At 50.2% G+C, this 17,271-nt stretch carries 9 protein-coding genes; all 9 read left to right on the forward strand.

What is annotated here, in order from left to right; genetic code table 11:
* Positions 1 to 553: RAP domain-containing protein (locus tag ACO6VE_RS22155; protein ID WP_422463478.1), on the forward strand; the 553-nt coding region annotated here is incomplete at its 5' end.
* Between the two features lie 59 nt (positions 554 to 612).
* Positions 613 to 1,581 (forward strand): hypothetical protein, encoded by a 969-nt coding sequence (locus ACO6VE_RS22160; RefSeq protein ID WP_422463480.1) that lies wholly within the window; start codon positions 613 to 615, stop codon positions 1,579 to 1,581.
* On the forward strand, positions 1,582 to 2,433 hold the full coding sequence (locus ACO6VE_RS22165) for an RAP domain-containing protein (protein WP_422463482.1): 852 nt from the start codon (positions 1,582 to 1,584) through the stop codon (positions 2,431 to 2,433).
* Between the two features lie 113 nt (positions 2,434 to 2,546).
* Positions 2,547 to 5,429, forward strand: a complete 2,883-nt coding sequence (locus ACO6VE_RS22170) for a DUF1601 domain-containing protein (RefSeq protein ID WP_422463484.1) — start codon at positions 2,547 to 2,549, stop codon at positions 5,427 to 5,429.
* Positions 5,430 to 5,666: 237 nt separating this feature from the next.
* Positions 5,667 to 8,426, forward strand: coding sequence for an RAP domain-containing protein (locus tag ACO6VE_RS22175; RefSeq protein WP_422463486.1), 2,760 nt, complete (start codon positions 5,667 to 5,669; stop codon positions 8,424 to 8,426).
* 237 nt (positions 8,427 to 8,663) lie between these two features.
* On the forward strand, positions 8,664 to 11,951 hold the full coding sequence (locus tag ACO6VE_RS22180) for a DUF1601 domain-containing protein (RefSeq protein ID WP_422463488.1): 3,288 nt from the start codon (positions 8,664 to 8,666) through the stop codon (positions 11,949 to 11,951).
* 237 nt (positions 11,952 to 12,188) lie between these two features.
* Positions 12,189 to 14,354: a DUF1601 domain-containing protein gene (locus tag ACO6VE_RS22185; RefSeq protein WP_422463490.1), complete on the forward strand. Its 2,166-nt coding sequence runs from the start codon at positions 12,189 to 12,191 to the stop codon at positions 14,352 to 14,354.
* A complete protein-coding gene (locus ACO6VE_RS22190) occupies positions 14,270 to 15,739 on the forward strand; it encodes an RAP domain-containing protein (protein ID WP_422450786.1) in 1,470 nt (489 codons plus the stop codon). The genes ACO6VE_RS22185 and ACO6VE_RS22190 overlap by 85 nt, the downstream gene beginning before the upstream one ends.
* A gap of 223 nt (positions 15,740 to 15,962) precedes the next feature.
* On the forward strand, positions 15,963 to 17,271 hold a 1,309-nt coding region (locus ACO6VE_RS22195), incomplete at its 3' end, for a DUF1601 domain-containing protein (RefSeq protein WP_422463492.1).

The following is a 17,271-nucleotide window of genomic DNA, read 5'->3' on the forward strand; positions in this document are numbered from 1 at the left end:
ATCCATCATTACCATGGCTGCAAGTTGGCTTGGCAGAGCCTGTCCGGTCGTTCGCCATTACCACACAAACATTTCAAAAACCCAGGTCGACTTCTGCGATCAACTCAAATCATCTATTCCATTTTTGAAGATCGAAGAGGAAAAGAGTCTGAACTCACTGCCTCCGGTTGACCTGCTACTGCCCGATCACAACATAATGATTGAAGTTCAGGGCCCCTCTCATTACGTGGGTGGTGATTTCAACACCAGGAATGGTTCGACTCTGCTGAAAATCGCACTGCTGCTAAAAGCAGGATTCGAGGTCATTGAAATCCCGGCTAAACAGCTTTTGAGCAACGATGTAATGAAACCCTATATTGATCAAATAAAGGCCAGGATAGGCATCCCGCCACAGGGTCATGACGCTGTATCACATAAAAGAAGGCGGGCAGGTGCTGCGTACGTGACTGGTGAAGAACATTTAGCAGAGCAAACCAACCCGGCAAAGAGGAAGAAAACAGTCAGTAATCGCCTTCCTCCCATCATGACTCTAGTAAACTTTGCCGCACAATGAACTTCTGGGCAGAACAGCAGTCTTCATTTTATATTTTCATGAATTAATGAAATATAATTATGGATAGAAGTTCTGCTGGCATCAGTGGTCAATACGCAAGATCAGGTAATAATGACAACCAACCGAATGACCATGCCGCTTCCAGGCGTGGGCGATATAGACAAGTCACGGTCAGACAGCGGGATGATACCCCACACACAACCCCGGGGCGTAATAAATTTTGCCATTCTTCTGCCGCAGGCCCTTCTCAATATCTACTGCGCCGTTCAGTAAAACCTGCTCAAAATTTTAATGATCTCACCAAACAGGAAATAATGGCTGGCCTGGTCAGTAAATCGGATCGTTTCGGTCATCGCTATGATGGGAGAAATCACGGGCAATATGCCAGTTCAATTAAAAAATACTCATCAGCTGCTAAAAGGCCGTTAAATCGAACGGAACAAAGCCAGTTAATGCGTTTGCTGCAAAATTTTACTGCAACACGGAGCTGGAATTGGCGAAGCCTGACGACAACACTTCATTCATTGACGTCAGCGGGTGTTTTTACCCCTCTTAAACCCATGGATGAAGTTGTTAAGCGTACTCAAGCTGCCTTATTGTCAACACTACTTGATCCAATAATATTCAAGTGCCAGCAAAAACCTCCCGCCATGGATATAGATACCCAGGGTGTCGCCAACCTGCTGTGGGCCATGGCAAAAATGTTGGACAACGGGCTGGAACGGACAACAGAGTTCAACGAGGCCGTTGTCGCTTTGTTACACCACGTGAACGCACAGAAAGACCAATTTAATGCCCAGCACATTACTAACCTGCTGTGGGCTATGGCCAAACTGGTGGAAAAAGGGCAGGAATGGACACCAGTGCTTAAAGACGCCATCGCCGCACTGTTACCCCTCGTAAACGCACAGAAAGCTAAAAAACCGCAGGAAATTGCCAACCAGCTGTGGGCCATCGCGAAACTGGTAGACAACGGACAAAAACTGACACCGGGGCTCAAAGAGACCCTGGCCGCTCTTTTGCCCTGAGTGAACATACAGAAAGACCAATTTATTACCCAGGGCATCGCCAACCTGCTGTGGGCCATCGCGAAACTGGTGGACAACGGGCAGAAGTGGACACCAGGGCTCAACGAGTCCGTGGCACTGCTTTTGCCCCGTGTGAGCGCAAAGAAAACTAACTTTAAACCACAGGAAATTGCTAACCTGCTGTGGGCTGTGGCGAAACTGGGAGAATTCGTTGCGCTGGAGGATGTTACCTCTACGTTCGAATCGCTTGTTTACCGAATCAGTGAAAATCCTCAACTCTCTCAGAAAGACATATTGATGTCCCTCTGGGCAATAATGGTATGCTGTGCCCGGTTGTCTATGGTCTCCCATGCCAATAAAAATAACCGGCTTGAAAAGTACATGGATGACCTGTTTGCTCGTCTGGAAAATACGGACAATGTAGAGGATCAACGCATCATTGCCATGGCCGCAAGTTGGCTTGGTAGAGCCTGTCCGGTCGTCCCCCATTACCAGAACATCATTTCAAAACCTCAATCTGACTTCCGCAATCAACTCCAATCATGCATTCCCTCTTTGAAAATGGAAGAAGAAAAGAGTCTGAACTCATTACCTCCGGTGGACCTGATACTGCCAGATCACAACATGGTGATTGAAGTTCAGGGATCGTCTCATTACGTGGGTGGAGATTTCAAAACCAGGAATGGTTCTACTCTGCTGAAAATCGCACTGCTGCAAAAAGCAGGATTTGAGGTCATTGAAATTCCGGTTAACAAGCTTTTGAGCCAGGACTCGATGAAACGATGTATTGATCAAATAAAGACCAGGGCAGATATCCCGCCACAGGGACATGGCTTTGTATCACTTTCTTAAAGCACGGCGCAGATCAGCCATATTTTATGTTTATAGATATTTCAGCAAAATGAACTTTTGAACAAAACAGCAGTCTGCTTCTCATATTTTTCACGAATTAATGAAATATAATTATGGATAGAAGCTCTGCGGGTATCAGTGGTCAATACACAAGACCAGGTAATGATGACAACCAACCGAAGGACCATGCCGCTTCTTCAAGCCGTGGGCGATCTAGACATGCCCCAGTCAGGCAATGGGGTCATCCCCCCCGCACAGCCCCGGGGCGTAATGAATTGTACTATTCTTCAGCCGCATGCTCTTTTCAACATCTACAACGCCGTTCAGTAAACCACCCTCAGGATTTTAATAACCTCATCAAACAGGAAATAATGGATGGTCTGGTGAATCAATCTGATCGGATCGGTCATCGCTATGATGGGAAGCATCACGGTCAATATGCCAGCTCAATTAAAAAATACACGTCAGGTGCTAAAAGACCGTTAAATCGAACTGAACAAAGCCAGCTGATCAGTTTCCTGCAAAATTTTACCGCAACGCCAAGCTGGAATTGGCGAAGCCTGACGACAACATTTCACTCATTTACTTCAGCCGGTGTTTTTACCCCTCATGACCCCATGGATGAGCGTGTCAAGCGTACTCAGGCTGCCTTATTGTCAACGCTACTTGACGCAATAATATTCAAGTGCAACCAAAAACCTCACGCCAGGGATATTGATGCCCAGGGTGTCGCCAACCTGCTGTGGGCCATGGCGAAACTGGTGGACAATAGGCAGGAGCGGACACCAGAGCTCAACAAGGCCGTGGCCGCGCTGATGCCACACGTGAACGCACTGAAAGACCAATTTATCCCTCAGCATACCGCCAACCTGCTCTGGGCCATGACCAAACTGGTGGACAACGGGCAGGAGCGAACACCAGAGTTCAAAGAGGCCGTGGCCGTGCTGTTGCCCCATATTAACGCACAGAAAGACCAATTTAATGCCCAGGGTATCGCCAACCTGCTGTGGGCCATGGCGAAACTGGCGGACAACGGGCAGGAGCGAATACCAGAGTTCAAAGAGGCCGTGGCCGTATTGTTGCCCCACGTGAACTCAAAAAAAAACCAATTTATTCCTCAGCATATTGCCAATCTGCTGTGGGCCATGGCAAAACTGGTGGACAACGGGCAGGAACAGACGCCAGAACTCAACGAGGCCGTGGCCGCGCTGTTGCCCCACGTGAACGCACAGAAAGCTAACTTTACACGACAGGAAATCGCCAACCTGCTGTGGGCCATGGCGAAACTGGTGGGCAGTGGGCAGGAGCAAACAGCAGGGCTCAAAGAGGCCGTGGCCGTGCTGTTACCCCTCGTGAACGCTCAGAAAGCTCACTTTAAACCACAGGGTATTGCCAACCTGCTGTGGGCCATGGCGAAACTGGTGGGCAGCGGGCTGGAGCGGGCACCAGGGCTCAAAGAGGCAGTGGCCGCACTGTTGCCCCACGTGAACGCACAGAAAGCTGACTTTACACCACAGGGTATCGCCAACCTGCTGTGGGCAATCGCGAAACTGGTGGACAACGGGCAGGAGCAGACACCAGGGCTCAAACAGGCCGTGGCCGCGTTGTTGCCGCACGTGAACGCACAGAAAGCTCTCTTTAAACCACAGGAAATCGCCAACCTGCTGTGGGCCATGGCGAAACTGGTAGACAACAGGCAGGAACAGACACCAGAACTCAAAGAGGCCATGTTCGCCCTGCTACCGCACGTGAACATACAGAAAGCTCACTTTAAACCACAGGAAATCGCCAACCTGCTGTGGGCCGTAGCAAAACTGGTGGACAACGGTCAGGAGCGGACACCAGAGCTCAACGAGGCCGTGACCGCGCTGTTGCCCCACGTCAACGCACAGAAAGCTAACTTTCAATCACAGAGTATCGCCAACCTGCTGTGGGCCATGGCGAAACTGATGGGCAGTGGGCAGGAGCGGACTCAAGGTCTGAAAGAGACCGTAGCCGCGCTGTTGCCCCACGTCAAAGCACAGAAAGCTAACTTTCAATCACAGAGTATCGCCAACCTGCTGTGGGCCATGGCGAAACTGGTGGATAACGGGCTCAAGCAGACACCAGAACTCAACGAGACCGTGGCCGCGCTGTTGACTCAGGTGAACGCAAACAAAGACCAATTTATTCCCCAGCATATCGCCAACCTGCTGTGGGCCATGGCGAAACTGGGCGAACTCATTGAGCTGGACGTGGTAACATCCACGTTCAAATCGCTTGTCTACCGAATCAGTGGCAACCCTCAGTTCTCTCAGCAAGAGATATTGATGTCCCTTTGGGGAGTAATGGTTTGCTGTGCCAGATTGTCTCTGGACTCCAAAAACAATAACTGGCTTGAAAAGCACATGGATGACCTGTTTACTCGCGTGGAAAATACATCCTCAGACAATGAAGAGGATCAACGCATCATTGCCATGGCCGCAAGTTGGCTTGGCAGAACCTGTTCGGTCGTCCTCCATTACCAGACAATCATTTCAAAAAACCAAGCCGACTTCCGTGATCAACTCAAATCATCTATTCCATCTTTGAAGATCGAAGAAGAAAAGAGTCTGAATTCACTGCCTCCGGTTGACCTGCTACTGCCAGATCACAACATGGTAATTGAAATTCAGGGTCCCTCTCATTACGTGGGTGGTGATTTCAAAACCAGGAAGGGTTCGACTCTGCTGAAAATCGCACTGTTGCAAAAAGCAGGATTTGAGGTCATTGAAATTCCGGTTAACAGGCTTTGCAATCAGGATTTAATGAAACCATACATTGATCAAATAAAGACCAGGATAGGCTTCCCGCCACAGGGGCATGGCTCTGTATCACTTAAAAGAAGGTGGGCAGATGCGGCATACGTTACTGCTGATGACAGGCAACCCTCAGATCCCGGTTATTTAACTGCCGCAGAACATTCAGAGGAGCAAACCGGTAAACCGGCAAAGAGGAAGAAAACAAACAGCCAGTAATCGCCTTCCTCCCATCATCACTCAATAACCTTTTTCACATTTCGGGAAAGAATGCGGGTGTAGAACACTTGTTGCCTATGTATCTCGTCCCGGGTGATTTGAAAATAATGGATTGGTGGCATCAGGATTAGATGTGCTTCCCCAACCGTTTACGTTTACAAACATTCCAGCAAAATGAACTTCTGAAAAGAACCACACTCTGCTTTTTATATTTCCATGAATTAATGAAATATAATTATGGATAGAAGCTCTGCTGGTATCAGTGGTCAATACACAAGATCAGATAATGATTACAACCGAACGAATGGCCATGCTACTTCTTCAAGGCGTGTACAATATAGACATGGCCCAGTAAGACAGCGGGATAATCCCCTCCGCACTACCCCGGGGCGTAATGAATTTTACCACTCTTGCGCTGCACGCCCTTCTCAATATCTACTGCGCCGTTCTGTAAACCATGCTCAAGATTTTAATGCTCTCATTAAACGGGAAATAATGGCTGGTCTGGTGAGTAAATCGAATCGTTTCGGTCATCACTATGATGGGAGAGATCACGGTCTATATGCCAGTTCAATCAAAAAATACACGTCAGCGTCTAAAAGACCGTTAAATCGAGCGGAACAAAGCCAGCTGATGCGTTTGCTGCAAAATTTCACAGCAACACGGAGTTGGAATTGGCGAAGCCTGACGACATCACTTCATTCATTGACTTCAGCCGGTGTTTTTACTCCCCATAAACCCATGCATGAGCGTGTTAAGCGTACTCAGGCTGCCTTACTGTCAACGCTACTTGAGGTAATCATATCCAAGTGCCACCAAAAACCTCACGCCAGGGATATTGATGCCCAGGGTGTCGCCAACCTGCTGTGGGCCATCGCGAAACTGGTGGATAATGGGCAGGAGCGGACACCAGAGCTCAAAGAGGCCGTGGCCGCGCTTTTGCCCAACGTGAAAATACAGAAAGCTAACTTTAAACCACAGGAAATCGCCAACCAGCTGTGGGCCATGGCGAAACTGGTGGACAACGGGCAGGAGCAAACACCAGAGCTCAAAGAGGCCATGGCCACGCTGTTGTCCCACGTGAACATACAGAAAGTTAACTTTAACCCACAGGAAATCGTCAACCTGCTGTGGGCCATGGCGAAACTGGTGGACAACGGGCAGGAACAGACACCAGAACTCAAAGCGGCCGTGGCCGCGCTGTTGCCCCACGTAAAGGCACAGAAAGTTGACTTTAAACCACGGGGTATTGTCAACCTGCTGTGGGCCATGGCGAAACTGCTGGACAACGGACAGGAGGCAACATCAGGGTTCAAAGAGGCCCTGGCCGTTCTGTTGCCCTGCGTGAACGCACAGAAAGCTGACTTTACACCACAGGGTATCGCCAACCTGCTGTGGGCCATGGCGAAACTGGTGGACAACGGGCAGCATCGTACACCAGGGCTCAAACAGACCGTGGCCACGCTGTTGCCCCTCGTGAACGCACAGAAAAACCAATTTATTCCTCAGCATATCACCAACCTGCTGTGGGCCATGGCGAAACTGGCAGGCAGCGGGCAGGAACAAACACCACAGCTCAAAGAGGCTGTGGTCGCGCTGTTGCCCCACGTGAACCCACAGAAAGCTAACTGTAACCCACAGGAAATCACCAACCTGCTGTGGGCCATGGCAAAACTCGTGGACAACGGTCAGGCGCGGACATCAGAGTTCAAAGAGGCAGTGACTGCGCTGTTGCCCCACGTGAACGCACTGAAAGACCAATTTATTCCTCAGCATATCGCCAACCTGCTGTGGGCCATGGCAAAACTGGTGGTCAACGGTCAGGAGCAGACACCAGAGCTCAACGAGGCCGTGGCCGCGCTGTTGCCTCACGTGAACGCACAGAAAGACCAGTTTATTCCTCAGCATATCGCCAACCTGCTGTGGGCCATGGCAAAACTGGTGGACAACGGGCAGGAGCAGACACCAGAGCTCAACGAGGCCGTGGCCGTGCTGTTGCCTCACGTGAACGCACAGAAAGACCAGTTTATTCCTCAGCATATCTCCAACCTGCTGTGGGCCATGGCGAAACTGGTGGACAACGGTCAGGAGCAGACACCAGAGTTCAACGAGGCCGTGGCCGCGCTGTTGCCCCTCGTTAACGCACAGAAAGATAACTTTAAATCACAGGCTATCGGCAACCTGCTGTGGGCCATGGCAAAACTGGGCGAACTCGTTGACCTGAACATGGTTACCTCTACGTTCGAATCGCTTGTCTACCGGATCAGTGACAATCCTCAGCTTTCTCAGCAAACGATATTGATGTCCCTCTGGGGAGTAATGGTATGCTGTGCCAGGTTGTCTCAGGTCTCCGATGCCAACAAAAATTACTGGCTTGAAAAGCACATGGATGATCTGTTTACTCGCCTGCAAAATACATCCCCGGACAATAAAGAGGATCAATCCATTATGACCATGGCAGCAAGTTGGCTTGACAGAGCGTGTCCGGTCGTTCCCCATTACCAGACAATTGTTTCAAAACGTCAATCCGACTTCTGCAATCAACTCCAATCATGCATTCCATCATTGAGGATTGAAGAAGAAAAGAGTCTGAATTCATTACCTCCGGTTGACCTGCTACTGCCAGATCACAACATGGTGATTGAAGTTCAGGGACCGTCTCATTACGTGGGTGGTGATTTCAAAACCAGAAATGGTTCGACTCTGCTGAAAATCGCACTGTTGCAAAAAGCAGGATTTGAGGTCATTGAAATTCCGGTTAACAGGCTCTTGAGTCAGTATTTAATGAAACCATACATTGATCAAATAAAGACCAGGATAGGCTTACCGCCTCCGGGGCATGGCTCTGTATCACTTAAAAGAAGCTGGGCAGATGAGGCATACGTTACTGCTGATAAAGGCAGGCAACCCTCAGATTATGGTTACTTAACCGCCGAAGAACATTCAGAAGAGCAAACCGGCAAACCAGGAAAGAGGAAGAAAACAACCAGCCAGTAATCGCCTTCCTACCATCATGACTCAAGAACCGTTGTCACATTCCGGGAAGGAATGCCAGTGTTGAACACCTGTTGCCCATACATCTCGACCCGGATGATTTGAAAATAACGGATTGATGGCATCAGGAGTAGGTGTATTTCGCCAGCCGTTTACGTTTACCAACATTCCAGCAAAATGAACTTATGAAAAGAACCACAGTCTACTTTTTATATTTCCATGAATTAATGAAATATAATTATGGATAGAAGCTCTGCTGGTATCAGTGGTCAATACACAAGATCAGATAATGATTACAACCAACCGAATGACCATGCCGCTTCTTCAAGGCGTGTGCAATATAGACATGGTACAGTCAGACAGTGGGATAATACCCCACGCACTACCCCGGGGCGTAATAAATTTTACCGTTCTTCTGGCGTATGCCCTTCTCAACATCTACAGTGCCGTTCAGCAAACCCTGCTCAAGATTTTAATGCGCTCATCAAACAGGAAATAATGGATGATCTGGTGAGTAAATCGGATCGTTTCGGTAATCGCTATGATGGGAGAAATCACGGCCTGTATGCCAATTCAATTAAAAAATACACATCAGCTGCTAAAAGACCGTTAAATCGAGCTGAACAAAGCCAGCTGATACGTTTGCTGCAAAATTTTACCGTAACACGGCGTTGGGACTGGCGAAGCCTGACGACCACAATTCATTCATTTACTTCAGCGGGTGTTTTTACCCCCCATACACCCATGGATGAGCGTGTCAAGCTTACTCAAGCTGCCTTATTGTCAACGCTACTTGATGCAATAATATTTAAATGCAACCAAACACCTGAGGACAGGGATATTGATGCCCGGGGAATCGCCAACCTGCTGTGGGCCATGGCGAAACTGGTGGACAACGGGCAGGAGCAAAGACTGGAGCTCAACGAGGCGGTGGCCGCGCTGTTGCCTCACATGAACTCACAGAAAGCTAACTTTAATCCACAGGAAACCACCAACCTGCTGTGGGCCATGGCGAAACTGGTGGACAACGGGCAGAAGCAGACGCCAGAAATCAAAGAGGCCGTGGCCGCGCTGCTGCCCCGGGTGAACGCACAGAAAGACCAATTTATTCCTCAGCATATCTCCAACCTGCTGTGGGCCATGGCGAAACTGATGGACAACGGGCATGAGTGGACACAAGAGCTCAAAGAGGCCGTGGCGGCGCTGTTACCCCACGTGAACGTCCAGAAAGACCAATTTATTCCTCAGCATATCGCCAACCTGCTGTGGGCCATGGCGAAACTGGTGGACAACGAACAGGAGCCGACACCAAGGCTTAACGAGGCCGTGGCCACGCTGATGCCCTGCGTGAACGTACAGAAAGCCAACTTTAAACCACAGGAAATCGCCAACCTGCTGTGGGCCATGGCGAAACTGGCGGACAACCGACAGGAGCAGACACCAGGGCTCAAAGAGGCCCTGGCCGCGCTACTGCCCCACGTGAACGCACACAAAGCTAACTTTAAACCACAGGAAATCGCCAACCTGCTGTGGGCCATGGCGAAACTGGTGGACAACGGACAGGAACAAACACCAGAACTCAAAGAGACCGTGGCCGCGCTGTTGCCCCACGTAAACGCTCTGAAAGCTGACTTTAAACCACAGGGTATTGTCAACCTGCTGTGGGCCATGGCGAAACTGCTGGACAACGTACAGGAGCCGACATTAGGGTTCAAAGAGGCCTTGGCCGTGCTATTGCCCCACGTGAACGCACAGAAAGCTAACTTTAAACCACAGGCAATCGCCAACCTGCTGTGGGCCATGGCGAAACTGGCGGACAACCGACAGGAGCAGACACCAGGGCTCAAAGAGGCCCTGGCCGCGCTACTGCCCCACGTGAACGCACACAAAGCTAACTTTAAACCACAGGAAATCGCCAACCTGCTGTGGGCCATGGCGAAACTGGTGGACAACGGCCAGGAGCGAACACCAGAGCTCAACGAGGCTGTGGTCGCACTGCTACCCCACGTGAACGCACAGCAAGCTAATTTTAACCCACAGGAAATCGCCAACCTGCTGTGGGCAATGACGAAACTGGTAGACAACGGGCAGGAGCAGACACCAGAGCTCAAAGAGGCTGTGGCCGCGCTGTTGCCCCACGTGAACGCACAGAAAGACCAATTTAGTGCCCTGGCTATTGCCAACCTGCTGTGGGCCATGGCGAAACTGGTGGACAACGGGCAGAAGCAGACACCAGAACTCAACGAGACCGTGGCCGCGTTGTTGCCCCACGTGAACGCACAGAAAAACCAATTCACTCCTCAGCATATCACCAACCTGCTGTGGGCCATGGCGAAACTGGTGGACAACGGGCAGGAGCGGACACCAGGTCTCAAAGAGGCCGTGGCCGCGTTGTTGCCCCACGTGAACGCACAGAAAGCTCACTTTACACCACAGGGTATCGCCAATCTGCTGTGGGCCATAGCGAAACTGGTGGACAACGGGCAGAAGTGGTCACCAGAGCTCAACGATGCCGTGGCCGCGCTGTTGCCCCACGTGAACGCAAACAAAGACCAATTTATTCCTCAGCATATCGCCAACCTGCTGTGGGCCATGGCGAAACTGGTGGACAACGGACAGGAGCGGACACCAGAGCTCAACGAGGCCCTGGCCGCGCTGTTGCCCCACGTGAACGCACAGAAAGACCAATTTATTCCTCAGCATATCGCCAACCTGCTGTGGGCCATGGCGAAACTGGGCGAACTCATTGATCTGGACGTGGTAACATCCACGTTCAAATCGCTTGTCTGCCGAATCAGTGGTAACCCTCAGTTCTCTCAGCAAGAGATATTGATGTCCCTTTGGGGAGTAATGGTATGCTGTGCCAGGTTGTTTCTGGTCTCCAATGCCAATAAAAATCACGTGTTTGAAAAGCACATGGATGATCTCTTTACTCGCCTGCAAAATACATCCCCGGACAATAAAGAGTATCAATCCATTATGACCATGGCCGCAAGTTGGCTTGGCAGACCGTGTCCGGTCGTCCCCCATTACCAGACAATGAGTTCAAAACCTCAATCCGACTTCCGCGAACAACTCCTATCATGCTTTCCCTCTTTGCAGATTGAAGAAGAAAAGAGTCTGAACTCACTGCCTCCGGTTGACCTGCTACTGCCAGATCACAACATGGTGATTGAAGTTCAGGGACCGTCTCATTACGTGGGTGGTGATTTCAAGACCAGGAAGGGTTCGACTCTGCTGAAAATCGCACTGCTGAGAAAATCAGGATTTGAGGTCATTGAAATTCCGATTAACATGCTCTTGAGTCAGTATTTAATGAAACCATACATTGATCAAATAAAGACCAGGATAGGCTTCCCGCCACAGGAGCATGGCTCTGTATCACTGAAAAGAAGGTGGGCAGATGAGGCATACGTTACTGCTGATAAAGGCAGGCAACCCTCAGATCATGGTTACTTGACTGCCGAAGAACATTCAGATGAGCAACCCGGTAAACCCGCAAAGAGGAAGAAAACAACCAGCCAGTAATTGCCTTCCTCGCATCATGACTCAAGAACAGTTTTCACATTCCGGGGAGGAATGTCAGTGTTGAACACCTGTTGCCCATACATCTCGCCTCGGATGATTTGAAAATAATGGATTGGTGGCATCAGGAATAGATGTATCTCCCCAACTGTTTATGTTTATAAACGTTTCAGCAAAATGAACTTCTGAACAAAACAGCAGTCTGCTTTTTATATTTTCATGAATTAATGAAATATAATTATGGATAGAAGCTCTGCGGGTATCAGTGGTCAATACACAAGATCAGATAATGATTACAACCAACCGAATGACCATGCCGCTTCTTCAAGGCGTGGGCAATATAGATATGGCACAGTCGAACAGTGGGATAATCCCCTCCGTACTACCCCGGGGCGCAACGAATTTTACCACTTGTCTGACGCATGCTCTTCTCAAAATCTAATGTTCCGCTCAGTGAACTCTGCTCAAGATTTCAATGCCCTCATTAAACAAGAATTAATGGAGGGTCTGGTGAGGAAATCGGATCGTTTCGGTCATCGCTATGATGGAAGAAATCACGGTCAATATGCCAGTTCAATTAAAAAATACACGTCAGCTGCTAAAAGACCGTTAAATCGAGCTGAACAAAGCCAGCTGATGCGTTTGCTGCAAAATTTCACGGCAACGCGGAGCTGGAATTGGCGAAGCCTGACAACAACACTGCACTCATTTACTTCAGCGGGTGTTTTTACCCCTCATAGACCCTTGGATGAGCGTGTTAAGCTTACTCAGGCTGCCTTACTGTCAACGCTGCTTGATGCAATCATATTCAAGTGCAACCAAAAACCTGAAGCCAGGGATATTGGTGCTCAGGAAATCACTAACCTGCTGTGGGCCATGGCGAAACTGGTGGACAACGGACAGGAGCGGACGCCAGGGCTCAAAGAGGCCGTGGCAGCGCTGTTGCCCCACGTGAAAGCACAGAAAGACCAATTTAAGCCCCAGGGGGTCGCCAACCTGCTGTGGGTCATGGCGAAAATGGTGGATAACGGGCAGGAGCAGACGCGAGAGCTCAATGAGGCTGTGGTTGCGCTGTTGCCCTGCGTGAACGCACAGAAAGCTCACTTTAAACCACAGGAAATCACCAACCTTCTGTGGGCCATGGCAAAACTGGTGGACAACGGGCAGGAGCGGACACCAGGGCTCAAAGAGGCCGTGGCCGCGTTGTTGCCCCATGTGAATGCTCAGAAAGCTAACTTTACACCACAGGGAATCGCCAACCTGCTATGGGCCATGGCAAAACTGGTGGACAACGGGCAGGAACGGACGCCAGAGCTCAATGATGCAGTGGCCGCGCTGTTGCCCCATGTAAACGCACAAAAAGCTCATTTTAAACCCCAGGAAATCGCCAGCCTGCTGTGGGCCATGGCGAAACTGGTGGACATTGGCCAGCAGCATACACCAGGGTTCAACGAGCCCGTGGCCGCGCTGTTGCCCTACGTGAACGCACAAAAAAACCAATTTAACCCTCAGCATATCGTCAACCTGCTGTGGGCCATGGCGAAATTGGTGGACAACGGCCAGCAGCAGAAACCAGAGTTCAACGAGACCGTAGTCGCGCTGTTGCCCCAAGTAAAAGCACATAAAGACCGGTTTAATACCCAGAGTATTGCCAACCTGCTGTGTGCCATGGCGAAATTGGTGGACAACGGCCAGCAGCAGACACCAGGGCTCAAAGAGGCTGTGGCCGTGCTGTTGACCAACGTGAACGCACAGAATGACCAATTTAATGTCCAGGGTGTCGCCAAGCTGCTGTGGGCCATGGCGAAACTGGTGGACAACGGGCAGGAGCAGACACCAGAGCTCAAAGTGGCCGTGGCCGCGCTGTTGCCCCAAGTAAAAGTATATAAAGACCGGTTTAATGCCCAGGGTATTGCCAACCTGCTGTGGGCCATGGCGAAACTGGTGGACAACGGGCAGGAGCAAACACCAGAACTCAAAGAGGCCGTGGCCGCGCTGTTGCCCCACGTGAACGCACAAAAAGACCAATTTATTCCCCAGGGTATCGCCAACCTGCTGTGGGCCATGGCGAAACTGGTGGACAAAGTGCAGGAGCCGACACCAGGGCTCAAAGAGGCTGTGGCCGCGCTGTTGCCCCACGTGAACGCACAGAAAGACCAATTTAATGCCCTGGGAATCACCAACCTGCTGTGGGCCATGGCGAAACTGGTGGACAACGGGCAGGAACAGACACCAGAATTCAACGAGACCGTGGCCGCGCTGTTGCCCCACGTGAACGCACAGAAAGCTAACTTTACACCACAGGCAATCACCAACCTGCTGTGGGCCATGGCCAACTGGTGGACAACGGGCAGGAGCGCACAGCAGAGCTCAAAGAGGCTGTGGTCGTGTTGTTGCCCCTCGTGAACTCACAGAAAGCAAACTTTACACCACAGGGTATCGCCAACCTGCTGTGGGCCATGGCGAAACTGGTGGACAACGGGCAAAAGCAAACACCAGGGCTCAACGAGGCCGTGGCCGCGCTATTGCCCCACGTGAACGCACAGAAAGCTAACTTTACACCACAGGCAATCACCAACCTGCTGTGGGCCATGGCGAAACTGGTGGACAACGGGCAGGAGCGCACAGCAGAGCTCAAAGAGGCTGTGGCCGCGCTGTTGCCCCACGTGAACGCACAGAAAACTAATTTTAAACCACAGGAAATCGCCAACCTGCTGTGGGCCATGGCGAAACTGGTGGACAACGGGCAGGAGTGGTCACCAGGGCTCAACGATGCCGTGGCCGCGCTTTTGCCCCACGTGAACGCAAACAAAGACCAATTTATTCCTCAGCATATCGCCAACCTGCTGTGGGCCATGGCGAAACTGGTGGACAACGGACAGGAGCGGACGCCAGGGCTCAAAGAGGCCGTGGCCTCGCTGTTGCCCCACGTGAACGCAAACAAAGACCAATTTATACCTCAGCATATCGCCAACCTGCTGTGGGCCATGGCTAAACTGGGCGAACTCATTGAGCTGGACGTGGTAACATCCACGTTCAAATCGCTTGTCTACCGAATCAGTGACAACCCTCAGCTCTCTCAGCAAGGGGTATTGATGTCTCTCTGGGGAGTAATGGTATGCTGTGCCAGGTTGTCTTTAGTCTCCAATACCAATAAAAATAATTGGCTTGAAAAGCACATGGATGACCTGTTTACTCGCTTTGAAAATATATCCCCGGATAATGAAGAGGATCAATCCATCATTGCCATGGCCGCAAGTTGTCTTGGGAGACCGTGTCCGGTCGTCCCCCATTACCAAACAACCATTTCAAAACTTCAATCCGACTTCCTCGATCAACTCCAATCATGCATTCCATCTTTGAAGATTGAAGAAGAAAAGAGTCTGAACTCATTACCTCCGGTTGACCTGGTATTGCCAGATCACAACATGGTGATTGAAATTCAGGGTCCCTCTCATTACGTGGGTGGTGATTTCAAAACCAGGAATGGTTCGACTCTGCTGAAAATCGCACTGTTGCAAAAAGCAGGATTTGAGGTCATTGAAATTCCGGTTAACATGCTCTCGAATCAGGATTTAATAAAACCATACATTAATCAAATAAAGACCAAGATAGGCTTCCCGCCACAGGAGCATGGCTCTGTATCACTTAAAAGAAGGCGGGCAGATGAGGCATACGTTACTGCTGATAAAGGCAGGCAACCCTCAGATCACGGTTACTTAACTGCAGAAGAACATTCAGAGGAGCAAACCGGTAAACCCGCAAAAAGGAAGAAAACAAACAGCCAGTAATTGCCTTCCTCCTATCATGAGTCAAGATCCGTTTTCACATGCCGGAAAGGAATGTCAGTGTTGAACACCTTTTGCCCGGATGATTTGAAAATAACGGATTGATGACATCAGGAGTAGATGTGTTTCCCCAACCGTTTACGCTTATAGACATTTCATCAAAATGAACTTTTGAACAAAACAGCAGTCTGCTTTTTATATTTTCATGAATTAATGAAATATAATTATGGATAGAAGCTCTGCTGGTATCAGTGGTCAATACACAAGATCAAATAATGATTACAACCAACCAAATGACCATGCCGCTTCTTCAAGGCGTGGGCGATATAGGCATACCACAGTCAGACAATGGGATAATACCCTCCGCACAGCCCCGGGGCGTAATGAATTTTACCACTCTTCTGCCGCATGCCCTTCTCAAAATCTAATGTTCCGATCAGTGAACCCTGCTCAAGACTTCAATGCCCTCATTAAACAAGAAGTAATGGATGATCTGGTGAGTAAATCGTATCGTTTCGGACATCGCTATGATGGGAGAAATCACGGTCAATATGCCAGTTCAATTAAAAAATACACGTCAACTGCTAAAAGACCGTTAAATCGAGCGGAACAAAGCGAGCTGATCAGTTTGCTGCAAAATTTCACAGCAACGCGGAGCTGGAATTGGCGAAGCCTGACGACAACAATGCATTCATTGACTTCAGCAGGTGTTTTTACCCCTCATAAACCCATGGATGAGCGTGTCAGGCTTACTCAAGCTGCCTTATTGTCAACGCTACTGGATGCAATAATATTTAAATGCAACCAAACACCTGGAGACAGGGATATTGATGCCCGGGGAATCGCCAACCTGCTGTGGGCCATGGCAAAACTGCCGAACAATGGGCAGGAGCAGAGACTGGAGCTCAACGAGGCTGTGGCCGCGCTGTTGCCTCACATAAACTCACAGAAAGCTAACTTTAAACCACAGGGTATTGTCAACCTGTTGTGGGCCATGGCGAAACTGGTGGACAACGGGCAGAAGCAGACACCTGAGCTCAAAGAGGCCGTGGCCGCGCTGCTGCCCCGGGTGAACGCACAGAAAGACCAATTCAATCCTCAGCATATCGCCAACCTGCTGTGGGCCATGGCGAAACTGGTAGGCAGCGGGCAGGAGCGGACACCAGAGTTCAACAAGGCTATGGCCGCCCTGCTACCCCACGTGAACGCACAGAAAGCTAACTTTAACCCACAGGAAATCACCAACCTGCTGTGGGCCCTGGTAAAACTCGTGGACAACGGACAGGCGTGGACACCAGAGTTCAAAGAGGCGGTGGCTGCGCTGTTGCCCCACGTGAACGCACAGAAAGACCAGTTTTTTCCTCAGCATATCGCCAACCTGCTGTGGGCCATGGCGAAACTGGCGGACAAAGTGCATGAACAGACACCAGGGCTCAAAGAGGCTGTGGCCGCACTGTTGCCCCACGTGAACGCTCAGAAAGACCATTTTAAAGCACAGGGTGTCACCAACCTGCTATGGGCCATGGCGAAACTGG

Source organism: Endozoicomonas sp. ALB115 (assembly GCF_049310245.1).
Taxonomy (GTDB): Bacteria; Pseudomonadota; Gammaproteobacteria; order Pseudomonadales; family Endozoicomonadaceae; genus Endozoicomonas.

Excerpts from the sequence above, each read along its gene's own strand:
- ACO6VE_RS22160 (WP_422463480.1), top strand. The coding sequence starts at position 613 with ATGGATAGAAGTTCTGCTGGCATCAGTGGTCAATACGCAAGATCAGGT.
- ACO6VE_RS22170 (WP_422463484.1), top strand. The coding sequence starts at position 2,547 with ATGGATAGAAGCTCTGCGGGTATCAGTGGTCAATACACAAGACCAGGT.
- ACO6VE_RS22175 (WP_422463486.1), top strand. The coding sequence starts at position 5,667 with ATGGATAGAAGCTCTGCTGGTATCAGTGGTCAATACACAAGATCAGAT.
- ACO6VE_RS22180 (WP_422463488.1), top strand. The coding sequence starts at position 8,664 with ATGGATAGAAGCTCTGCTGGTATCAGTGGTCAATACACAAGATCAGAT.
- ACO6VE_RS22185 (WP_422463490.1), top strand. The coding sequence starts at position 12,189 with ATGGATAGAAGCTCTGCGGGTATCAGTGGTCAATACACAAGATCAGAT.